The organism is bacterium (assembly GCA_035549195.1).
GTDB lineage: Bacteria > Oederibacteriota > Muellerivitia > Muellerivitales > Muellerivitaceae > DASZRK01.
The window spans coordinates 65972-87787 of the sequence record DASZRK010000023.1 but is presented as its reverse complement, the minus strand read 5'-3'; the positions used below and the strand labels follow the sequence as shown (position 1 = coordinate 87787).

16 protein-coding genes are annotated in these 21816 nt (G+C 61.2%); 8 read left to right on the top strand and 8 right to left on the bottom strand.

Translation table 11 applies throughout. From position 1 onward, the window contains the following. Positions 1–9 precede the first annotated feature (9 nt). On the top strand, positions 10–2100 hold the full coding sequence (locus VHE12_06845; protein ID HVZ80509.1) for a glycosyltransferase family 39 protein: 2091 nt from the start codon (positions 10–12) through the stop codon (positions 2098–2100). A 415-nt stretch (positions 2101–2515) separates the two neighbouring features. Here VHE12_06845 and VHE12_06840 read toward each other — a convergent pair whose 3' ends face one another. Then, complete coding sequence (locus VHE12_06840; GenBank protein HVZ80508.1) at positions 2516–3916, bottom strand: GH1 family beta-glucosidase; 1401 nt, start codon at positions 3914–3916, stop codon at positions 2516–2518. A gap of 256 nt (positions 3917–4172) precedes the next feature. On the opposite strand from VHE12_06840, the gene sixA reads away from it, so the two are divergent. Further along, positions 4173–4631 carry a phosphohistidine phosphatase SixA gene (gene sixA / locus VHE12_06835; GenBank protein HVZ80507.1) on the top strand — a complete coding sequence of 153 codons (459 nt, stop codon included), beginning with the start codon at positions 4173–4175 and terminating at the stop codon, positions 4629–4631. On the opposite strand, the gene VHE12_06830 is transcribed toward sixA, so the two are convergent. Beyond that, entirely contained in the window at positions 4628–5254 is a 627-nt protein-coding gene (locus tag VHE12_06830) for a YbhB/YbcL family Raf kinase inhibitor-like protein (protein ID HVZ80506.1), read from the bottom strand. The two genes, sixA and VHE12_06830, sit on opposite strands and share 4 nt — an antisense overlap. A gap of 306 nt (positions 5255–5560) precedes the next feature. Between VHE12_06830 and VHE12_06825 the strand changes: the two genes are divergently transcribed. From VHE12_06825 to orn, 4 genes are all read left to right on the top strand, one after another. Further along, positions 5561–7777 (top strand): hypothetical protein, encoded by a 2217-nt coding sequence (locus VHE12_06825; GenBank protein ID HVZ80505.1) that lies wholly within the window; start codon positions 5561–5563, stop codon positions 7775–7777. A 304-nt stretch (positions 7778–8081) separates the two neighbouring features. Beyond that, positions 8082–8627, top strand: coding sequence for an ACT domain-containing protein (locus VHE12_06820; protein ID HVZ80504.1), 546 nt, complete (start codon positions 8082–8084; stop codon positions 8625–8627). Positions 8628–8629: 2 nt separating this feature from the next. Beyond that, positions 8630–9136 carry a peptide deformylase gene (gene def, locus VHE12_06815; GenBank protein ID HVZ80503.1) on the top strand — a complete coding sequence of 169 codons (507 nt, stop codon included), beginning with the start codon at positions 8630–8632 and terminating at the stop codon, positions 9134–9136. 195 nt (positions 9137–9331) lie between these two features. Next, complete coding sequence (orn, locus tag VHE12_06810; protein ID HVZ80502.1) at positions 9332–9886, top strand: oligoribonuclease; 555 nt, start codon at positions 9332–9334, stop codon at positions 9884–9886. A 134-nt stretch (positions 9887–10020) separates the two neighbouring features. On the opposite strand, the gene galE is transcribed toward orn, so the two are convergent. Next, a complete protein-coding gene (gene galE / locus VHE12_06805) occupies positions 10021–11025 on the bottom strand; it encodes a UDP-glucose 4-epimerase GalE (GenBank protein HVZ80501.1) in 1005 nt (334 codons plus the stop codon). Between the two features lie 322 nt (positions 11026–11347). Between galE and VHE12_06800 the strand changes: the two genes are divergently transcribed. Then, positions 11348–12349 carry a GGDEF domain-containing protein gene (locus tag VHE12_06800; protein HVZ80500.1) on the top strand — a complete coding sequence of 334 codons (1002 nt, stop codon included), beginning with the start codon at positions 11348–11350 and terminating at the stop codon, positions 12347–12349. A 10-nt stretch (positions 12350–12359) separates the two neighbouring features. Here the strand turns inward: VHE12_06800 and VHE12_06795 are convergent, their stop codons facing one another. Genes VHE12_06795 through speE form a run of 3 tightly spaced genes read right to left on the bottom strand, consistent with a single transcriptional unit; the run spans position 12360 to position 15287 of the window. Beyond that, entirely contained in the window at positions 12360–12788 is a 429-nt protein-coding gene (locus tag VHE12_06795) for a pyridoxamine 5'-phosphate oxidase family protein (GenBank protein HVZ80499.1), read from the bottom strand. 36 nt (positions 12789–12824) lie between these two features. Then, a complete protein-coding gene (locus VHE12_06790; GenBank protein HVZ80498.1) occupies positions 12825–14342 on the bottom strand; it encodes an aminotransferase class I/II-fold pyridoxal phosphate-dependent enzyme in 1518 nt (505 codons plus the stop codon). Beyond that, positions 14343–15287: a polyamine aminopropyltransferase gene (speE, locus tag VHE12_06785; protein HVZ80497.1), complete on the bottom strand. Its 945-nt coding sequence runs from the start codon at positions 15285–15287 to the stop codon at positions 14343–14345. It lies immediately after the preceding gene. A 342-nt stretch (positions 15288–15629) separates the two neighbouring features. Between speE and VHE12_06780 the strand changes: the two genes are divergently transcribed. Further along, positions 15630–17897, top strand: coding sequence for an O-antigen ligase family protein (locus VHE12_06780; protein HVZ80496.1), 2268 nt, complete (start codon positions 15630–15632; stop codon positions 17895–17897). A 1-nt stretch (position 17898) separates the two neighbouring features. Here the strand turns inward: VHE12_06780 and dnaE are convergent, their stop codons facing one another. After that, positions 17899–21336: a DNA polymerase III subunit alpha gene (gene dnaE, locus VHE12_06775; protein HVZ80495.1), complete on the bottom strand. Its 3438-nt coding sequence runs from the start codon at positions 21334–21336 to the stop codon at positions 17899–17901. A 63-nt stretch (positions 21337–21399) separates the two neighbouring features. Continuing rightward, positions 21400–21798, bottom strand: a complete 399-nt coding sequence (locus VHE12_06770; GenBank protein ID HVZ80494.1) for a GxxExxY protein — start codon at positions 21796–21798, stop codon at positions 21400–21402. Positions 21799–21816: the final 18 nt, after the last annotated feature.

The following is a 21816-nucleotide window of genomic DNA, read 5'->3' as shown; positions in this document are numbered from 1 at the left end:
AGGCCCCCGATGACCCTGACCTCTCCCGCTCTCCTCCCCCTGTCGGCCCTGCTGGCCGCGCTGGGCCAATGGGCCCTGGCCCAAGGCGCCCACCCGGTGACCTTGGCCTTGGGACTGACCGCCTATGGGGCGGCGCTTTTCCTTTTCCTGGGAAGCCTGGAGAAGACGCCCCCCCGGCCGCCCGCGCCCCTGGCCCCCCGGACCGAAGCCGCCTTTTTCATCCTCATTCTCCTCTTGGCCGCCGTCTTGAGGCTGGACCGCCTTGGAGAGGTTCCCGAGGGGCTTTATTACGACCCGGCGGGGTTGGGGTTGGCCGCCCTGCGGCTTTTGCATGAAGGGATCCGTCCCCCTTTCATCCTGGGCGACTTCGCCCCCGTGCCTTCCCTGGTGGTCTATCCCCTGGCCGCCTGGTTCGCCCTGGTGGGATCCAGCCAAGCCCACCTGGTGCTTTTCTTCGCCCTGGTCTCGTTCGCCACTTTTCCCCTGGTCTACTGGACCTTCCGCCCATGGGCCGGGCCCCGGATCGCCCTGGGGACGCTCTTTTTCCTGGCCGTCATGCGCTGGGACCTGACCTTCAGCCGCAACGGCTACCTGAACATCCTGGTGCCCTTCTTCATGTTCGGGACCCTGGCGTTCCTGACCAAGGCCTTGCGGTCGGGAAAGGTCCTGGACTTCGTCCTGGCGGGGATCTTTTTTGCCGGAGGGCTCTATGGCTACCAGGCCTATAAGGTCTTCTTGGCCCTGGTCCCCTTCCTCCTTTTGCTGGAGGAGCGGGGCCAGCCGGGGCTCTTGCGGCGCCGCCGGGCCGGTTTGATCTGGTTCGGCGCGGTCTTCCTGCTCCTGGCTTGGCCGGTCTTTCAGGACTGGATGGGTCACGGCCTGTTCAAAGGGCGGGAAAAGGAACTCTTCATCGGCAGCGCCGTCGCCGAGCAGGGAAGCCTGGGCCCCCTTTGGAACAAGGTCGTGAGCACCGCCCTGATGTTCAACGCCATCGGCGACCCCCACCCCCGGAACAACATCCCCGGGCATCGGGTACTGGACGACATCTCGGGCCCGTTCTTCGTTTTCGGGTTGGCCTGGGCGCTGGGCCGCCGGCGGCAAAGGCCCCAAGCCCTGGCCCTGACGGGCTTCCTGGTGATGCTGCTCCCCGGCCTGCTGACCCGGGACCCGGCCCAATTGCACCGCATGATCGGAGCCGCCCCCTTCGCGGCCTTCTTCATCGCCCAAGGCTGGGAACTCTGGAAGGCCCGGGCCCTTCGTCTTGGGCCCAAGCGTGCGGGATGGGTGACGGCCGCGGCGGGCCTGCTGGCGTTGGGAGCCTTGGCCTTGAACACCCGGACCTATTTCGGGACCCAAGCCCACGACCCCGAATGCTGGAAGGCCCATTCCATCGAGCCCACCTGGGTGGGGCACTGGATCGAGGAACACCCGGACCGCTCCTACCGCCTGGCCCCGGCCTTTTACCTGCACTACAGCACCGAGTTCCTGGCCTACGACCGGTCCCGCCAGGTCGCCGAGCTGGACCTGGCCCACGGAGCCTTGGCCTTCGACCCCGCTTTCTCCAAGGTCTGTTTCGCCCTGGACCGGGGAAAGGGTCCGACCCTGGAGCTCTTGAAGTCCTTTTATCCGGGCGGGGAGACGGAAACCCTGCAGGACCCGGACGGCTTTCCCTTGGCCAACCTCTATACCGTCTCCACGCCGGGCAAACCCTTACGCTTCGCCCGGGGATTGCGGGGCCAGGTCACTTCCACGACCCCCATGGCCCCGCGGTCGGACCCGCTCATCAACTTCACGAATTTGGGGGACTTGGGCGGTGTTCGGCCGCCCTTCGCGATGGAATGGCGTGGGACCTTGGAAGCGCCGGTGTCCGGGGATTATTCATTTCATTTGGTGACGTCGGACGAGGGGAGCTTGCGGGTGGACGGCCGGACCCTGGGCGACGGGCCTGTCGCCTTGAAAGCGGGCCCCCACGCGGTGGTCTTGCGGCTGGAACGCGCTTCGGACCCGCAGGTCGCCATGGACTTCCATTGGCTTTGGAAAAGGCCGGGGAGGGATAGGTTCGAGGTCGTCCCGAATAGTTGCCTGGGGAAGCTGCCCTAAAGACACCGCAAGACGGTTGGCCGCAAATCAGCGCAAGTTTTCGCCGATTAAAGATAAAGGTTTCCCGACTTTACCACATCCTTCATTGGCGTCGATCCGCGCCAATTCGCGGCAAAAGGTTTAAAAATTCCGGGCCGCCGCGCCTTGAAGGTGTCATTACGAGAACAATGGCCACGTCGCAATTTTGCTGTCATTGCGAGGAATGAGCCACGAATAGTGGCTCGTTCATGACAGGCTTGAAGCGCGTTGGCCCTCGGGCCAAGCGTGCTGGGCCAAAGGCCCAGTACAATCCCAGTCTAAATACGCCTTTTCCTAAGGAAGGTATTTATTTTGGAACTGAGGTTGCCACGGGCAGAACCGGTCCCCTATGCGGGGACCAAGCCCTCGCAATGACGGCAAAAGAACGACCGTCGACTCAGAAGTTCCGCGCCGCCGCGCCTTCTGCGTGGTGGATCTTGTGGGGCGGGTTCTTGGGGAGACCGGCCAGGTCGAACCCGTTGTCCTGGATGACCTTCTTGTACCAATGGGCGCTCTTCTTGAAGGTGCGCTTCAGGGTCTTGAAGTCCACGTGGATGAGGCCAAAGCGCGGGTCGTAGCCGTGGCACCACTCGAAATTGTCCATGAAGCTCCAGGCGTAATAGCCCTTGAGCGGCGCGCCGTCGGCGATGGCCCGCTTGGCCTGGGCCAGGTAGCGTCCCAGGTAATCCACCCGCACGTCGTCCTGCAGGATCTCTTCCATCGAACGCTCCGAATCCCGGGTCAGGATGCCGTTCTCCGTGATGTACATGTCCCATCCATAGGCCTTCTTAAGGTGCATCAAAAGGTCGTAGAGGGCCTCGGGCACGATGGGCCACTTGAGGTCGTTGATGGGCATCCCGTCGGGCATGGAGAAGTCGTTGTCGAAGATGTTCAGGCCCGGGGCTTCTTTGGCGTAGTTCGGGAAATAGTGGTTCACCCCCAGGAAGTCGAGGGGGTGGGCGATGGACTTCAGGTCCTTCTCATAATAGGAAGGGGACTCCCCGGTGAACTTGAAGAAGAACTCGGGATAGCCCTTCCCCGCCATGGGGTCCAGGAAGCTTTCCACCAGCAGGGCCTGCATGTTCTTGGCCCAGGCCTTGTCCTCGGCCGAGCCGCTCAAGGTATAGAAGAGGGCCAGGGCGGCGACGGTCCCGATCTTGCCCTTCAGGCCCATGCCCTTGAAGGTCTTCATGGCCAGGCCATGCCCCAGGTTCAGGTGGTGGGTCGCGAGGGCGAATTCCTTCTTGTCCACGTGGCCCGGCGGGAAATAGCCGAAGAGATAACCCAGTTGGGCGGTCACGGCGGACTCGTTCTGGGTGGCCCAGAAGGGGATGTCCTTGCCGAAGTTCTTGAAGAGCACCTCGGCGTATTCGTTGAAGGCCAGCGCGGTCTCGCGGTTGACCCAGCCGCCCTCGGCCCAGTCCGGGATCTCCCAATGGAAGAGGGTGGCGTTGGGGGTGATGCCCGCCTTATGGAGCTCGTCCAAAAGCCTCTTATAGAAGTCCAGCCCTTTTGGGTTCACCTTCCCGCGTTCGGGGACGATGCGCGGCCAGGAAAAAGAGAAGCGGTAGCTCTGGAGGCCCATCTCTTTCATCAGGACCACATCCTCCTTATAACGATGGTAATGATCGCAGGCCAGGTCCGCCGTGTCGCCGTTGGCGATCTTGCCGGGGGTCTGGGTATAACCATACCAGTTGCTCTTGGCCGCGCCGTCGGCCAGCGGGCTGCCTTCGATCTGGAAGGAACTGGTGGCGGCGCCCCAGAGGAAATCCTTGGGGAATTGGACGAAGGAGGCCATGGAAAACCCTTTGTGAGAATTATTTATCCGTCATTACGGGAACAACAGCCAAAGCGGCGATAGTTTATGGATTTGGCCCCAATAAGGAACCAGGAAAATAGGGCCTCAGGCCCGGGGGGCCCCAAGGGCCGATGAAACCCCTTTTTCGGACGGATCGTCCGCCCCGCCGGCTAGGCCTTCCCCGGGGGCTCGGCCTATAATCCGGCCATCTCCCCTTTCCTATCCGACGCCCCCTATTTCTTGAAGGAACTATGCGATGAAACTTTTCCTTTTACGCCATGGACAAGCCGCCCACGCCGAACAAGATTCCCTTCGGAGCCTCACGACCCAGGGAAAGGACGAAGTACGGAGGATCGGGGAACATTTGCGGAACCAGGGGATCCAGGTCGCCGCGGCTTGGCACAGCCCCAAGACCCGGGCCGTGGAGACCGCGAGGATCTTCCTGGAGGCTTCGGGGGGCGCGGATGCGGCCCAGGCCGAAAGGGACGACCTGAAACCGGAGGGCGACGTCGAATCGGTCCTGCGGGACCTGGCTTCCTTCGCGGGGGAGTCGCTGGTCTTGGTGACCCACTTGCCCTTCGTGGCCGACCTGGCCCAGGCGCTGGACCCGGCCGCGGACGCCATGACCTTCCCCACCGCCGGGCTGGCCGCCTTCGAGAAGCGCGGCGGGAACTGGAAATGGCTCTGGTCGCTGGACCCTAAGGCGCTGCCTTAGGCCCTGGCCTTCGGGAAAATGGCGAAGGTGCACTTGAGCGTGGCCTTGTCCAGCACCAAGCCCGTCATGGCGTTCAGGATGTCCTTGCAGGTGAAGTTGCCCTCGACCGGGCAACGTTTTTCCTTCAAGGCATAAAGGGTGAAGATATAGGTGTGGAGCTTCTCGTCGTTCCAGGGCGGCGCGGGGCCGTCATAGCCGCAGTAGGTGCCTTCCATGATGGCGTTCCCCTTGTACCACTCGGTGAAATCATTGATGGCATGCCGGGTCCCGCGGGGACCGGCCGGGCCGGGCTTGCCCTTGACCGTGACCTCTTTGCTGAATTCGGCCTGCTGGATGAAGGTCTTGGGGTCCAGGTCCACCACCCCCCAATGGTAGAACTCGGTGCGGGGATATTCGTAGGGGACCACCTTCCCCACCTTGTTCACGAAGTCCCGGCTGGTGGGGGCATCCATGTCCTGCATGATGATGGCGAGGGATTTGGTGCCTTCGGGCATCTCGCCCCAGGAGAAATGGGGGTTCCGGTTCCTGGCCAACTCCGCGTGGTGGCTGAGGTGGGGCTTGAGGAAGGTGTACTCGTCCCTCAAACGGGAACCGTCGCTGAAGCTATCGCTGGTGAATCGCATGGCCTCTCCTGGCTCAGGGGTTTTAGCGGTCCTTATTGAAGCACGGCTCCCATAAAAAACAAGCCCGAATCTCCCGGCCGGATCGCGCCCCGGTCCCCTCCCGAAATCTTCAAACGGTAAACCGGCCTTAAAACCCGCGCCTTGTTTTTAGTTTCAAGGCGCCCCACCCCCGGCCTTCGGTCCTGCTTAGGTTTAATTTTCATATAGGACGCAACAAAAAAAAGGTCCGGGCTATAAAATGGGCCTCCCTGTTATATAATGACGTTCCCCAAGTTTTTCCATTTCGCCCTCCGGAGGCTTCCTTTTATGTCCACTGCGACCCAGTCCGTCACCGGCACCCATTACGAACAGCTTATGAAAGGGGTGGACAGTGAGGTCCGGGACAAGGTCGAGGACAACATCCGTTTCTTCGCCAACGACGCCGACACCTCCGCCACCGCCGAAAAATTCCGCTCGGACAAACTACGCAACGCCTACAACGCGCTGGTGGATTTCCTCGTCGCCAACTGCCTGAACAACCTCAATCCCGAGCAATCCACCTTCCTTTGCACCGGGGCCATCGGGGACCGGATCACCGTCCAACTGGAGAAGGAGACCAAGCAGATCGAACTCCTCCCCACCGCTTTTTATGACACCCTCCTAAAATCATTTTCCGCCCGCGATCCCGAGACGATCCCCGCCCCGGCCTATTGCGTGGTGGACAAGTTCCTGGCCATCGCCCGCAACGAGCTGGTCTCCTTCAAGATGGGCAAGGAACGGGAGCGGGACCTGCGCAACGCCTCCGGTTCGGACAACAGCTACGTCAAGAACGAGTGGAAGCGCAAGATGACCCAGTTCCGCACCGAGATCGGCATGGCCATCGGCCAGATGGATTCCAACTTCCCCAAGTTCATCGTCGCGCTGAACGAACCGGCCGGGAAGAACGCCAAGACCGCCATGGAGATCCTCAAGAAGGTCTCCGCCATCTGGAGCCGGGGCGATTCCGCCTCCGAGCCCGAATTGGCCTTCCTCAAGGCCTTCGAGGGCAAGGTGGGGACCGCCGGCGGCGGCATGGCCAAGTGGCTGGACGAACTGCAGACCCAGATGACCGTCATCTCCGAACAAAGCCGGCAGGTCGAGGAGAAGTACCAGGTGGTCCTCAAATGCCAACAGGAAATGGCCAAGGCCGAAGTGATGATGAAGACCTCCCCCGTGGACGGCCAGAAGATCCGCGACGAGTGGAAGCGGAAGATGGACCAGGTCAAGGGTGAGGTCGTCCTGTCCATCGGTCAGATCGACCAGAACTCCCCCAAGGTCATCGCCGCCTTGAACGCCGCCTCCGGGCAGGGCGCCAAGGTCGCCATGGACATCCTCCGGACCATCTCGGTCATCTGGACCAAGGGCGACAGCCTGAGCGACCAGGAAAAGGCGACGCTGAAGGTCGCCGAGTCGAAGATCGGGTCCAGCGCCGCCGAACTGCAGAAGATCCTCTCGCCGATCATGCCCCTCATGGGCAAGATCTCCGAGAACGGCAAGCAGGTGGAGGAGAAATTCCAGAGCGTCGTCAAGTGCAAGCAGGAGATCGAGAACGCCGATTCGGGCGTGGCCTCGGTGGCGCCCCCCTCTTCCGGCCCCCTCTTCGAACAGGTCGTCATCCAGCAGATCAAGGTCGATATCGAGACCACCAACAACGTCTGCGTGAAGGCCGCCGATACCTCCGCCATGCGGGTCCCCTTCTCCGCCTCCCGCATCCTGCTTTCCAAGCAGTTCCCCGACCAGGGCGATCCCATGGACAGCCTATGCACCCCCCCGGCGGTCCTGGCGGCCCTGGAGAAGATCCTGAAGATCCACACCAACCTCTTCAATCGCGACTGGGAAGGGAAACACATCATCCCTCCGATCCTGATCGAGCCCCTGCGCAACTTCGTGGACTTCTTCGAGGACCGTTTCGTCATGTCCTTCGTCTCCGGCGAGGCCGTCCGCAAGGGCGCCTTCGTGACCTTCAACCCGATGGAGGTGCAGGTGCTGCGCCTTTGCGCCCTCTACCTCACCAAGGACCCCATCTATGACTACCGGGGCGAGGTGAGGACCGGGACCTTCATGGGCGACTACATGGGCAAGGTGGAGAAGACGACCAAGGTCAAGTGGAGCGGCCAGGACAAGAAGTTCTCCCTGGCGGCCAGCCAGAGCATGCAGGACGAGGCCAGCCGCGACGACGCGATCGCCGACTACATCGACTTCATGAACGCCATCGCCAACAACATCGCCCCCAACCCCAAGCTCAGCAAGCGCCGCCTGGCGATCCTGCTGCGCTACGTGCTCTTCGACAAGGTCGAGAAGAACATCGCGGCCATCCTGAAGCTGGTGACCCAGACCGATCCGGCCGAGGCCAAGACCGCCATCCTGTCCTTCGCCAAGGACAACGTGGACGTGGCCAAGGACCTGGTCCGGGCGGCCGTCAAGTCCGACCCTATGGCCTCCAAGATGTTCAGCGACAACCCGGACTTCGCCATCTCGCGGGTGTTCGGGTCCGCCGCCCGTTAAACCCGGCCCCACGGCCGTTCCCGACCCCCAAGGCCACCGGTCTTGGGGGTTTTTTATTTCCAGCCAAGACTTCGCCGCAGATCGACCCATCCACAATCTGGAACAAAGACATTGGCCGCAAATCTGCGCGGATCTTCGCAAATAAATAATATCTTTTCTTTTGGTTCAATGACTTTGACATCCTCAAGATCCAATACCGTCACCATTTGCGGCGATCTGCGTAAATTTGCGGCGAAAGGGTGTGTCGTTTCTCCTTGGCTTCATGGTAAAAAGGGGTGCCGTTATTCCCCGTCCGGGAGTTCCCATGAAACCCCTCATCGCCATTTCCGCCATCGGCCAGGACCGCCCCGGCATCGTGGCCGCGCTGTCCAAGGTGCTTTTCGAAGTGGGTTGCAACCTGGAGGATTCCAGCATGACCCGCCTGCGCGGGGATTTCGCGGTGCTGCTCCTGGTCTCCCTGCCCGAGGGCTTGGCCCTCTCCCAGTTGGAGGAGGCCCTCGGGGCCGTGGCCGGAAAGCTCGGCCTGACCCACTCGGTGCGGGTGCTCAACCCCTCCGAGGCCGCCGCTTCGAAGGACGCGGGCCTTCCCCACACCCTGGTGGTCTATGGCCTCGACCATCCGGGGATCGTCTATCGGGTCACCCAGGCCGCCGCCGACCGGAAGATGAACATCACCGACCTTCGCACCCACGTGACGAACGGCCCCTCGGGCCCGCTCTATTCACTGGCGGTGGACCTGGACGCGCCGGACGCCGCTTCCGCCGCGGCCTTCGCCAAGGACCTGGAGGCGCTCAAGAAGGAACTGAAGGTGGAGATCACCTTCCAGGCCCAGGACACGGAAGAACTCTGACCATGGCCGTCCGCCCCGTCCTCACCTACCCCCATCCCGCCTTGAAGGAAAAGGCCCCCGATGTCCCGCCGACGGACCCCCGCGTGGCCCAGGCCCTGGCGGACCTGACCGACACCCTGCTGGCCCATCCGGGATGCGTGGGGCTGGCCGCCACCCAGATCGGCCACGCGGTGCGCTGCCTGGTGGTGGATGTTTCCCGCTCCAACCGGGGACATGAGAGCCAAGGCCTCCTCAAGCTGGTGGACCCGAAGGTGTTGGAAGCCACCCAATGGAAGGCCGGCCGGGAGGGCTGCCTGAGCTTCCCCGACCTTCTGGCCAACGTGAAGCGGGCCCAGAAACTGACCCTGGAGGCCTGGAACGAAAAGGGGGAAAAGGTCCAGGTGCGGTCCCAAGGGTTCGAGGCCGTGGCCCTCCAGCACGAGATGGACCACCTGGACGGCATCCTCTTCCTGGACCGGATCCGCTCGTCGAAGGACCTTTTTGAGCGAAGGAAGACACCGACGACCTAGCCGCGAATCGGCCCGGGTAAGACAGGACCGAATCCTTGGCCGCAAATTGGCGCAGATTTACGCGAATTCAAAATTTGATCTTCATAATGGTCTTTTAAGAATTAACATCTTTTAGTCTTCAACATTTGCGACGATTTGCGCTGATTTGCGGCTAATATCTTGGGGTTTTCGACCAACACCTTTACGAGGATCAATATGCCCCAATCGAGCACCCACCTGGTCTGGATGGACCTGGAGATGTCCGGCCTGGACCCCAAGACCTGCGTCATCCTGGAGATCGCCTGCCTGATCACCGACAAGGACCTGAACCTGGTGGCCCAGGGCCCCTCCATCGCCGTCCACCAGCCCGACTCGGTGCTGGACCACATGGACGACTGGAACAAGAAGCACCATGGGGAATCGGGGCTGACGAAGGCGGTGAAAGAATCGGCCATTTCCCTGGAAGAGGCCGAAAAGAGGATCCTGGACTTCGTGCGGGAGCATTGCGCCGAGCGGTCGAGCCCGCTCTGCGGGAACACCATCTACCAGGACCGGCGGTTCCTCATCGAGTACATGCCGAAGTTGGAGGCCTATCTTCATTACCGGCTGGTGGACGTTTCGACCATCAAGGAACTGGTGAAACGCTGGTACGGACCCGATTTCCAGGCGCCCTTGAAGAAGCAGAAGCACAAGGCCTTGGACGACATCCTGGAGACCGTGGAAGAGCTGAAGTTCTATCGGGAAAAGGTCTTCATCAAGACCAACGGCTGACACCCAAAAGCCGGGTCCTGAGCCGCGAATTTGCGCGAATGAGCGCTGGATTAAAACCTAGATCCTACACCTTTTGATTTTCCGTCAAAAAATTCGCGTTGATCTGCGCCAATTTGCGGCCAAGCCTTGGCCGTTCATTTTTTGGCCTTCTTCTTCCCAAAGTAATTCTGGTGCCAGGCCCAGGCCGTCCTCAGGATGTTCTCCAGGTCCGAATGGACCGGCTTCCAGCCCAGGACCTCCATGGCCTTCGATGACTTCGCCACCAACTCCGGCGGGTCCCCGGCGCGACGCGGACCCTTCGCCACGGGCACCTTCTTCCCCGTGACCTCTTCCGTCTTCTCGATGACCTCTTTCACCGAATAGCCCTTGCCCGTCCCCAGGTTGAAGAAGTCGCTCTTGTCCTTCTCCATCATGCGTTTCAGGGCCAAAAAATGGGCGCCCGCCAGGTCGGTCACGTGGATGTAATCCCGCACACAGGTTCCGTCGGGGGTTGGGTAATCCTCCCCGAAGACGCTGATCTGGGGCCGACGTCCCATGGCCGCGTCCAGCACCAGGGGGATGAGATGGGTCTCGGGATCGTGGACCTCGCCGATGGCCCCAGAAGCGTCAGCGCCCGCGGCGTTGAAATAGCGAAGGAAGGTGGAACGCAGGCCATAGGCCTTGTCGTACCAGGTGAGGATCCGCTCCAGCATCCACTTGGAGTCCCCATAGGGGTTCACCGGGACCTGAGGATGGGATTCGGGGATGGGCACCTCCACCGGATCGCCGTAGGTGGCGGCGGTGGAGGAAAGGATGAAGAAGCGCACCTTCCGCTCCAGCATGACCGACAGCAGGTTCATGGCGTTCGTGAGGTTGTCCCGGTAATACTTCTGGGGATCGGCCACCGATTCACCCACCGCGATGTGGGAGGCGAAGTGCATCACCGCGACCGGCTTGAATTTCTTGAAGGCGGCCAGGAGCTTCTTGCGGTCGGCCAATTCCCCCTTGACCAGGGTGAAGCCCTGGACCGCCCAGGCGTGGCCGGTGGAGAGGTTGTCGTAGCAGACGGGCTCGAAGCCGTTGTTCCGGGCTTCGCGGACCGCGTGGCTCCCGATATAACCGGCCCCACCCGTGATGAGGACAACGGGACGCTTGCTCAAGGGATCTCCCTTTCCTGGATCGTGGATATCTTTATCGTTTCTTTACTTCGTGCGACGATCAAAAAACCGCTTTTCAGGACCGAAATGGGGTCCTTGCCCGGAACAGGAAAACATTTTCCAAAAACAGCCCTCTTTTCGGCTTCCCCTGGCATTTGGCGTCCCGATAATAGCCCCCAGCAACGCCTTCCGACGCCAAAATCCGTCTGACAACGGACCCAAATTGCCGACCAAAAAGACCGGCCCATCTGCCCATGGGGCCCGGAAACAAGATCCCTTGAATTCCTCCAACACCAAGCCTGGCGGTGATATCCGCCAAGGATTGATGTCATTGTATCACGCCAGCGCCGAGCTCCAGTTCTCCAAACCCCTGCCCGCCCTCCTCAAGTCGATCCTCCGCGGCCTCAAGAGCGGCACCGGCATCTCCAAGGCCGCCATCCTCATCAAGGACGAGTCCTCCTTCAGCCTGCTCGGCGCCTCCTCCATCGGCCTCTCCGAGGAGAAGGTCGCCAAGACCAGCGTGCTGCTGACCCTCGAGGAGGAGTCGGACCTCCTGCGTTTCTCCCACACCACCCACACCCTGACCGAGGCCATCCCCGCCCCGGAACGCCTTTTGGAACTGTTCGAGAAGGAATTCGACCTGAAGACCCCCGAAATGATCGCCCTGGAGATCCGCGACAACCTGGTGGGGGTCCTGGTCTTCGAGCGGCCCGCCGCCGACCTCCTGCGGGAGATCCTGACCATCTTCGCCCGGCAGACCGCCCTGACCATCGAGAACGCCAAGCTCTTCACCAAGGTCGAGGAGATGGCCCTCAAGGACACCCTGACCGGCCTCTATAACCGCCGCTACTTCAACCAGATCCTGGACTACGAGCTCAACCGGGCCAAGCGCTACCACCAGCCCCTTTCCCTGATATTCCTGGACCTGGACCATTTCAAGGAGATCAACGACCAGTTCGGCCACTCGGTCGGGGACCAGTTCCTGAAGCAAATCGCCCAGAAACTGTCCGGTCTCTTCCGGACCACCGACCTGGTGGCCCGTTATGCCGGGGACGAATTCATCGCCATCCTGCCCGCCACCGCCGCCGACGGGGCCATGATCCTGGCCCGCCGCCTGCAGGAGACCCTGGGCAACTACCAGATCATGGTGCGTGGCAAGACCCTGAAGGTCTCGGTCTCGATCGGGGTGGACACCTATGAGGGCACCGAGGGCATCGGCGGGGTGACCTTCATCGACCGCGCCGACAAGGCCATGTACGAGGCCAAGGCCGGCGGCCGCAACTGCGTCCGGAGCTTCCAGCAGATCGCCCAAACCCTGGCGGGCTGAACCGCTTTTCCTACCGCCTCAGGTCCTTCTCCGTGAATTCCACGATCTTCCCGGGTGGGTTGAAATCGCTGAACCGGATCCATTTCGGACGGACCCGGAAATAGGTGATCCCTTCCCAACCCGCCCGTTCCCGGCCGTCCGGGAAAACGGTGAAATAGATTTCCCGCAGCCGATCCAGTTCCTCTCCGGCGGGTTCATCGGCGAGCCCCTCATATTGGACCGTTCTTTCCTGGTCCCAACCGATCACCAAGCAGACACGCCGGTCCGACTGGAGGTTCCTCCATTTTCGGCTGCTTTTCACCGTGTCGAAAATGATCTCCAGGTCCGGGGTGACCGCGATCCCCATTACGGCGGATTGGGGTTCCCCTTCGGGTGAAACGGTGGCGAGGACGCCCAAACGATGGCCTTGGAGGAAACCCCTCAGGTCATTCTTGGTCATGGGAGGCTCCGGGGAAAGGTACGGCAAGGACGGGCATCAACCGATGGCGAAGAGCTTCTTCTGGGGGGAGGCTTGGGCGGGGTTCTCCTCCAGGACCTTGATGGTCTGGAGGCGGCCGTCGGACTGGCCGTTGATGCGGGCGCCCGAATCCAGCACGTTCATCAGGTAGGTGTAGATCTCCTGGGAAATGACCTCGCCCGGGCAGAGCACCGGGATGCCCGGCGGATAGGGGCAGACGATCTCGGCGCAGACCTTCCCCACGGAACGTTTGAAAGGGATCTTGCGGGTGAGCTTGGTGAGGGCCTCCCGGGGGTTCACTTCCTTGCGGGGCATGAGGGTCGGGAACACGATGCGCTTGCGTTTCTTGGTGTTCAGGAACATGTCCTTGTAGTCCACCACGATCTTCCGCAGGGCCTTCACGAAAAGCTTCAATTCCTTGGCGCTGTTCCCCAACGACACGAAAAGAAGCACATGGTTGAAGTCGGACATCTCGGTCTGGATGCCGTATTCGGCATTGAGGATCTTGGCCATGTCATAGCCCGAGCAGGGCAGGCCCCGGGTGGAGAGGGTGATCTTGGTGGGGTCCAGGTCCATGCCCGGCAGTTGGCGGACCTCGTCACGGGTGACGCAATGAAGCCCCGGGATCTGGTTGATCTGGGCCCGGGTCTCCTCGCAGAGGCGGATGACCTCGCCCAAGGCCTGATCCCCGCCATGGGTCATCTGGTAACGGGCCACGTCCAGCGAGGCGAGGATGACGTAGGAAGGACTGGTGGTCTGGAGCATCTGCAGGGTGGTCTTGAGCCGCAGGATATCGACCCGCACCCCCTTCACGTGGAGGATCGAGCCCTGGCTGAGGGCCGCCAGGTGCTTATGGGTGGACTGCACGCACATGTCGGCTCCCGCGTCCAACGCCGACTTGGGAAGGTCAGGGTGGAAATGCAGGTGACCGCCATGGGCCTCGTCCACCAGCAGGATCTTGTCGTATTGGTGCACCACCTCGGCGATGGCCTCGATATCGGCGGTGAGCCCGAAATAGGTGGGCGTCGTCACCAGGACCGCCTTGGCGTCCGGGTTCTGCCGCAGGGCCTCATCCACCTGTTCGGCGGTGAGGTTGAGGATCAGGTCCGTGCCCTCGTCGATCTTGGGCATGATATAGACCGGCTCGGCGCCGGCCAGGATGACGGCCGAGATGACCGATTTGTGGGCGTTGCGGGGGATGATAATCTTGTCCCCCGGGTCGCAGACCGAGAGGATCATGGCCTGGTTGCCCCCGGTGGTGCCGTTCACCAGGAAGAAGGAATAATCGGCCCCATAGGCCTTGGCGGCCAGCACCTGGGCTTCCTTGATGACGGTGGATGGTTCGTGAAGGGAGTCGATCTCGCTCATGACCGACAGGTCCAGTTGAAAGACCTTCTCGCCGACGAATGAGCGCAATTTCTTCAGGATGCCCTTGCCGTGCTTGTGGCCGGGCGTATGGAAGGAGATCTTGTTGTCGTTGGCGTAGCTGACGATGGCGTCAAAGAGGGGGGTTTTGTCTTGGCCGTCGTTTAACATTTATCTCGAGTTCTTCTCCTCGCCCATGAAGCGGTAGGTCAGGGGTTTATCGTCCTTGATGATCTCGGAGGAAGCCTTGAAGGCGTCCCGGATGTATTTGGGGATGAAGAAGATGCCCTCGTGGGTCTCACCGTCGTAATAACGGAGCTTGCCGATGCCCCGTTCCTTGATGATGCGGTCCACCTGGTCCCGGTGAAGGGCCTTGGGGTCCATCGAGTTGGAGGCCATGGTGAAGCTCCAGGGGATGTCGAAGGAAGGCACGTTGGCCGGCCAGGAATAGACCACCGGGAAGACCCGCTTCAGGGTGTTGTGCACCGCCGCCAGGCAACGCAGTTCCTTCTCGGCCGAACAGCCCGATTGAAGGGAGACCATGCCGTTGGGGGCCAGTTTCTTGGAAACCATCCGGTAGAACTCTTCCGTATAGAGGAGGTAGGCGGGCCCTTCCTCGACGGGTTCGGGGATGTCGATGATGATGACGTCGAACTTTTCCTTGCTCTTCTCGAGGAACTTGCGCCCGTCCTGGAAAAGGAGCTTGGTACGTTTGTCCTTGAAGGCCCCCCGGTGCCATTCAGGCATGTACTTGTCGCAGAGCTCCACCACCCGTTGGTCGATATCGATCATCCAGGCCTTTTCCACCGTCTTGTGGCGCAGGACCTCGTAAAGGGTGGCCCCTTCCCCGCCCCCGATGATGACCACTTTCTTGGGGTTCGGGCAGGAGACCATGGCCGGATGGACCAGGTTCTCGTGATAGATGAACTCATCCCCTTGGGCGGACTGCATATGGCCGTCCAGGATGAGGCATTTACCGTAATGGGTGGACTGGATGACTTCGACTTTTTGGTATTTGGTCTGTTCGGAAGCGTAGATCTTGGTGATGCCCCGCATGTGGGCTTCGTCCGGGGCGTAGAATTCGATGTGCCAGTGCGGACTGATGATATCGCTCATTAAAAAGCGAACTCCCTTGTGTTTTTTTAGAGACAACTCCCCAACCATCGGGAGACATATAAAACCCGGGGAAAATGGCCTGGGACCGGGGAAAAAAGGGTGAAACCTGAAAAATTTTCGATTTCTGAAAGTATAAAAGTTTTGAACGGGATTTCAAACAAAAAAACCGGAACGGAACGCAGAAATATTTCTCACGCGTCCGATCGCCGATCCGAACTTCATCCGGAAAAAGGATAGAATGGACCGCGCCGATCCCAACTTGGAAGGATGACCTTCGTGAGATTCCCTTCGGGTCCCCGAGCCACCGAACTTTTTTCGATTTTCCCCATTTTTTACATCCCTTTGGTCTTCCTGATCGCGGCGCACGATCAATTCGAGCTCCCCAAGATCACTTTTCTCACCCTGACAGCGCTTGGAATGGCCCTATTTTCACTGAAAAAGATCCATTCGGAGGGCCCAACGCCGCTTTCCATCGCTTGGATGGTCTTTTTAGCGACCCAAGTCGCCGCTTCCCTTCCCATGACCAGTTTGAGTTGGCGAACGAGCCTCCTGGGGGATTACGAGAACTTCAACGGCCTGGCGACCTTGACGGTGATCTCCGTCCTCTTTCTTTTTTACGGCCGTTCCCTGACCCCTTCCCTCTTCGAAAAACTGGTCTTTTTCAACGGTCTGACGGCCCTTCTTTCCTCCCTTTACGCCCTGGCCCAGCATTTCGGCTGGGACCTGGTGGCCTGGAATCCGGGTTCGGTCAACCCGAGCCGGGAATTCGCCGGTTTGGGCAATCCGAATTTCCTTTCGGCCTACCTGGCCATGTCGATCCCCCTTTATTTGGGCTGGTGTTCGAAGGAACGGGGGGAATTTCCCCGCTCGAACGAATGGCAACTGCTTTCCTGGTCCGCCATGGCCATAGGTCTCCTCCTTCTTTTCATTTCGGGCCCCCACTTGGCCGGTCGGCCCGACCTCAACTGGTCCGGCCCCGTCCTTTTTCTCCTTCGGGCCGTGGGTTTGGCCCTTTTGGCGGTCAATTTAAGTTCGATCCTTCGAAGAAAGTCCCCTGGGGTCCTGGCCGGCGGCTTTCTTCTGATCCTTTTGGGTCTTTTTTGCACCGGAAGCCGGGGAGGATTCCTCGCGGCCCTGGTCGGCGTTGGGCTTTGGTCCTTTTTGACCTTCCGGGACCCGCAAATGCGTCTTCGTGGGCGGGCCAAGATGACTTCCCTGGGCCCTTTTGTCCTTGGTCCGCTGGTCCTGGGCGGAGCTTGGCTACTTTTCGCCGTCGGCCACGGGTTCCTGGCCCGTTTGGCGCAGTCCCTGGGAGGGATCCATCAAAGCCTGGCCGATTCCAGGCTCCCCATCTGGGGGCCGGCTTGGAGAATGGCCCTGGAACACCCTTGGACCGGCGTGGGCTTGGACTGCTTCAAGATCGCTTTCCCCGCCTATAGCGGGACCGACTTCAACCGGACCGACGGCCTCTTCGTCAGTTCCCGCATGGCCCATGACCTCTGGCTGCAGTTGGCCTCGACCACCGGCTTCCCCGGCGTCCTCTCCTATCTCGCCGTCCTGGCGGCCTGGGCCTGGATGGGGATAGGACGGCTCCGCTCAGGGGATCCGGAGGAAAAACGCTGGGTCACGGCGGGCCTGGCCTGCGGGGCGGCCTATCAGGTCCAAGCTCTTTTCAGCTTCGACGTGGCCGCCCTCGACCTGCTTTGGGTCCTTTCCCTCGCCCTGGTGCAGAACCGCCACCGCCAGGCGCAGCCGCCGGTATCCCCGGGCCCGCTTTCGGCCTGGGCCCTGGCGGAAAGGGCCTTCCTCATCCTCTTCCTGGCGGTCGGACTTTATTTTCCGGTCACCCGCTTCTGCGCCGACCTTGATTTCGCCCGGGGGACCGCCGCGTCCCAAGCCCTGACCCGCCTTCCGGAAGACACCGAGCGTTCCACCGCCCTGGCCTATTCGGACTACGAGATCGCCCGCATGAAAAAGGCCGTCGCCCTTTGCCCCTTGGAGACCAAATACCGTCTTTACCTGGGACTGGCCTACGAGCAACGAAGCCAGATCGATCCTTCCCTGCGCCAAGGCCATTTGATCCTGGCCCTCGGCCAATACCGGGAAACGCTGCGGATGAGCCCCTTCAATTCCTACTATTACAACAACCTGGGTCGCGTTCAGACTTCCCTGGAAGCCTTCGACCCAAGCGCCTCCGAAGAGGCCGAAAAGGCCTATGGGCGCTGCTGCGAATTGGACCCCTCCAACCCGCTCTTCCGGCTGAATTGGGCTTCGGCCCTGAGGAAATTGGGGAAGGAAAAAGAGGCTCAGGAACAGGAGGACCGGTCCTTTGGGTTGGACCCTTCCTTCACCGCCAAGTTCCAGGCCCAAAGGGCCCTGGATCTTTACCGGCAGGGGAAGCACCCGGAGGCCTTCGATCTCTTGAAGGCGACGGTGGAAAAAGCCCCCCAATGCCCGGAAAGCTGGTATTGCCTGGGGGCCTTGAAGCTGTCCGACGGCCGCAAGAAGGAGGCCTTGGGCTATCTTCTCAAAGCCAAGGCGCTGGACCCAACGCCGGACAAGAACCCCACCATCCAGGGCCTGGACCAGCTCATCGACCAGGCGCGATAGTTCACAGTTCGATCTCGACGCCCTCTTCTCCCACCAGCGGTTGGATCTCCTTGAGGAACCCTTGGGAGGGCTTCACCAACAGTCCGGCCCCCGCCTCCACCACCAGCGTCCCATGGTGGGCGGTCTGCAGCTGGAAGAGGACCTTGGCCTTGCCCGGATAACGCTCGCAGACCTCCTTGACCTTGGGAAGGAGGCTGTCGTCCAACCCCACCACATTGAGCTTGAGCCGGATGCCCCGGGCCCACTTGACCGCCAGGTCGTCGAGCGCGATGACCTCCTGGGCGATCAGTTGGACCCGCTCCCCGGAGCGGTCCAGGCGCCCTTTGAGGGCCACCAGTCGGTCCTTGGCCAAAAGGCCCTGATGCTTCTTGAAGACCTCGGGCCAGGCGATGACCTCGGCGTGGGAGTGCAGGTCCTCCAGCACGAAACGGCCGTAAAGTTCCTTGCTCTTCTTCACCACGCTCTTGGTGAAGGCGCGGATGAGGCCCGCCACCCGGACCTCCCGTCCATCCTCCAGTTCCTCCAGCTCGTCCATGGGTGTCACGTAATGTTCCAGCTCCCACTCGTGTTCCGAGAGCGGGTGGCCCGACAGGTAGAAGCCCAGCACTTCCTTCTCGGCGGCCAGGGTCTCGCCCGGGGAGGCTTCGGGCGTCCCGGGAGTCCCCTCGGCCACCGCCGCCTCCCCACCGCCGAAAAGGGAGGTCTGACCCTTTTGGGAATCGGACTGGATGCCCTGGGCCTGACGGAAGACCTTCTCGACGGAGGCCTTCATGGCCGCCCGGTTGGGCCCCAACCCGTCCAACGCCCCGGCGGCGATGAGACAATCCACCATCTTGGGGGTGAAGGCCTTGAGGTCCACCCGGCGGCAGAAGTCGCCCAGGCTTTGGAAAGGACCGTCCTTGGCCCGGGCTTCCTCGATGGCCGCGATGGCCGGGGTGCCCACGTTCTTGATGGCCATGAGCGAGAACCGGATCCGGCCCTGCCTGTCCACGATGAACTCGGAGGAACTTTCGTTGACGTGGGGCGGCGCCAAGGTGACCCCCAGGCGTTTGGCCTCGAACACGTATTGGGACACCTTGTCCTGGTTGCCCGATTCGCTGGTCAGGACCGATGCCAGGAACTCGGCCGGGTAATGGGCCTTCAGGTAGGCCGTTTGATAGGCCACCAACGCGTAGGCGGCGCTATGGGATTTGTTGAAACCGTAGCCCGCGAACTTGGCCATCTGGTTGAAGATGGACTCGGCGATGTCCGGGGGGATGGCCCTTTCCTTGGCCCCGGCCATGAACTTGCCCCGCATGCTCTCCATCTTCTCCGGGTCCTTGCTGCCCATGGCCCGGCGCAACAGGTCCGCCTGCCCCAGGGTGAACCCCGCCATGTCCTTGGCGATGCGCATGACCTGTTCCTGGTACAGGATGATGCCGTAGGTGGTCCTGAGGATGGGCTCGAGCAGGGGATGAAGGTAATCCACCTTCACCAGGCCCTTCTTACGGTGGAAGAAATCGTCCACCATGTCCGACCCCAAGGGTCCGGGTCGATAGAGGGCCAAAAGGGCGATCAGGTCCTCCAATTCGGAGGGCTCCAGCTTGCGGATATAGTCCCGCATGCCCCGGGATTCCAGTTGGAAGACCCCCAGGGTCCTCCCCTCGCCCAGGAGCTTGTAGGTGGCCTGGTCATCGACCGGGATCTGGTCCAGGGTCATGGACAGGCCCCGGCCTTTCTTCAGGGCGGCCAGGGTGTCATCCAGGACCGTCAGGGTCCTGAGGCCCAGGATGTCCAGCTTGAGCAGGCCCACTTCCTTCAGGGCGTTCATGTCGTATTGGGTCAGCAATTCCTCGCCGGTCCCCCGGCAAAGGGGCACCCGTTCCAGGAGCGGCTCGTTGCCGATGATGACCCCGGCGGCGTGGGTGGAAAGATGGCGGACCTGTCCCTCGAGCGCCCGGGAGACCTCCCAGAGCTTCTGGTAGGCGGCGGTGGACTGGGCCAATGCCCGGAGCTCCGGGACCCGCTCGGAGGCGCTCTCCAGCGTGACCTTGGGCTCGAAGGGAATGAGCTTGGCGATGCGGTCCACGTCGGGGAGCGGCATCTCCAGCACCCGCCCCACGTCGCGGAGCACCGCCTTGGCCGCCATGGTGCCGAAGGTGGCGATGGAGGCCACCCGGTCCTGGCCGTAGGCCTGGGTGATATAACGGAGCACTTCCTGGCGGCGCCGGTCGCAGACGTCCACGTCGATGTCGGGCGCGCTCACCCGCTCGGGATTGATGAAACGCTCGAAGAGCAGGCCGTATTGGATGGGGTCGATGTCGGTGATGCCGATGAGGTAGGCCACCAAGCTTCCCGCCGCCGATCCCCGGCCCGGCCCCACGGGGATGCCGGCGGCGCGGGCCTTGGCGATGATGTCGCACACGATGAGGAAGTAGCCGCTGAACCCGGTCCGCTGGATGACGCCCAGTTCCTCTTTCATCCGGGCGATGATGGACTCATCGGAAGCCCGGGCGCCATAGCGCTTGGGCAGTCCTTCCCGGCAAAGCTTCTCGAGATAGCCGTTCTCGTCCAAAGCCCGGTCGGGCACCGAGAAGGAAGGCATGAGGGTCCTGCCGAATTCCAACTGGAGATGGCACCGTTCGGCGATCTCGACGGTGCGCTGGAGGGCGTCGGGCAATTCCTGGAAGGCCCGGGCCATCTCCTCCTGGCTTTTCAGGTAATACTCTTCGCTGCCCATGGAGGTGCGTTTGGGGTCGGAAAGCGCCTCCCCTTTTCCCAGGCAAAGCAGGACTTCATGGAAAGGGGCCTCTTCCCTCTTCAAGTAACGGACATCGTTGGCCGCTACCAACGGGATCCCGGTCTTCTGGGAAAGGTCCACCAGTCCTTTTCGGACGTTGAAGTCCGACGGTTTGCCATGGTCCTGGATCTCCAGGAAGAAACGGTCCTTCCCGAAGATCTCCTGGTATTCCCCCGCCGCCTTGAGGGCCAAGGGCGCTTCTTCCTTCTGGAGATAACGGTCGACCTCGCTGGACTCGCCCCCGGAAAGGGCGATGAGACCCTTGGCGTTGCGGGCCAAAAGGGCCTTGTCCACGTGGGGGATGAGGAACTCGCCCTGGAGGTAGCTCGCCGAGGAGAGCTTGATCAGGTTCCGGTAGCCTTCCTCGTCCTCCGCCAGGAGGACCAGGGGGTAGAGGGATTCGGCCCGGCCCGGCGCGGCCGTCCTTTCAAAACGGGAGGAGGACGACACCCAGACCTCACAGCCCAAGAGGGGTTTGATCCCATGGGAAAGGGCCGCCTGGTAGAAGCCGATGGCCCCGAACATGTTCCATTTGTCGGTCAGGGCGACCGCCGGCATCTGCAGTTCCTTGAGGCGGGCCATGAGGGGCTCGAACCGAACGGTGCTTTCCAGGAGCGAGAATTGGCTGTGGAGGTGGAGATGGACAAAACCGGGTTTCATGGGGCGATTATAACCAACCCCAGAAAGGCACTAGCCGCAAATTGGCGCAAATCGACGCAAATATCAGAATTTATTCACAAGTCTTTTGAATTCAACTTTAGATTCACCAAAATTGATCAACAACCCCAACCTCAGATCGGTGGCCGTCAAATAATTCAGGCATTGAGCGATATGAGCGTTATCGATGCCGCTTGTCGTCTTTAACTCCACAAGAATCTTTTCTTCGACCAATAGGTCCACGATGTATTCTCCGGCGACAATTTCCTTGTAATGGACTTGGATCGGGTACTGCTGTTGGGCCTTGATCCCTATTTTCTTGAGCTCGTAGGCCATGGCGTTCTCATAGACCTTCTCGAGATAGCCATATTTGAGGTTCTTGGCAACTTCGAAGGAACAACCAATGATCCTCCGAGCGAGTAAATTCAACTCGGCTCGATTCCTGGCTTTTTCAATGGGTTTCATTTGCGATCATTCGCGCCG

Bases quoted from the DNA above. Each gene is read 5' to 3' on its own strand.
- VHE12_06845 (HVZ80509.1), top strand. From the start codon at position 10: ATGACCCTGACCTCTCCCGCTCTCCTCCCCCTGTCGGCCCTGCTGGCC.
- VHE12_06840 (HVZ80508.1), bottom strand. From the start codon at position 3,916: ATGGCCTCCTTCGTCCAATTCCCCAAGGATTTCCTCTGGGGCGCCGCC.
- sixA (HVZ80507.1), top strand. From the start codon at position 4,173: ATGAAACTTTTCCTTTTACGCCATGGACAAGCCGCCCACGCCGAACAA.
- VHE12_06830 (HVZ80506.1), bottom strand. From the start codon at position 5,254: ATGCGATTCACCAGCGATAGCTTCAGCGACGGTTCCCGTTTGAGGGAC.
- VHE12_06825 (HVZ80505.1), top strand. From the start codon at position 5,561: ATGTCCACTGCGACCCAGTCCGTCACCGGCACCCATTACGAACAGCTT.
- VHE12_06820 (HVZ80504.1), top strand. From the start codon at position 8,082: ATGAAACCCCTCATCGCCATTTCCGCCATCGGCCAGGACCGCCCCGGC.
- def (HVZ80503.1), top strand. From the start codon at position 8,630: ATGGCCGTCCGCCCCGTCCTCACCTACCCCCATCCCGCCTTGAAGGAA.
- orn (HVZ80502.1), top strand. From the start codon at position 9,332: ATGCCCCAATCGAGCACCCACCTGGTCTGGATGGACCTGGAGATGTCC.
- VHE12_06800 (HVZ80500.1), top strand. From the start codon at position 11,348: ATGTCATTGTATCACGCCAGCGCCGAGCTCCAGTTCTCCAAACCCCTG.
- VHE12_06795 (HVZ80499.1), bottom strand. From the start codon at position 12,788: ATGACCAAGAATGACCTGAGGGGTTTCCTCCAAGGCCATCGTTTGGGC.
- VHE12_06790 (HVZ80498.1), bottom strand. From the start codon at position 14,342: ATGTTAAACGACGGCCAAGACAAAACCCCCCTCTTTGACGCCATCGTC.
- speE (HVZ80497.1), bottom strand. From the start codon at position 15,287: ATGAGCGATATCATCAGTCCGCACTGGCACATCGAATTCTACGCCCCG.
- dnaE (HVZ80495.1), bottom strand. From the start codon at position 21,336: ATGAAACCCGGTTTTGTCCATCTCCACCTCCACAGCCAATTCTCGCTC.
- VHE12_06770 (HVZ80494.1), bottom strand. From the start codon at position 21,798: ATGAAACCCATTGAAAAAGCCAGGAATCGAGCCGAGTTGAATTTACTC.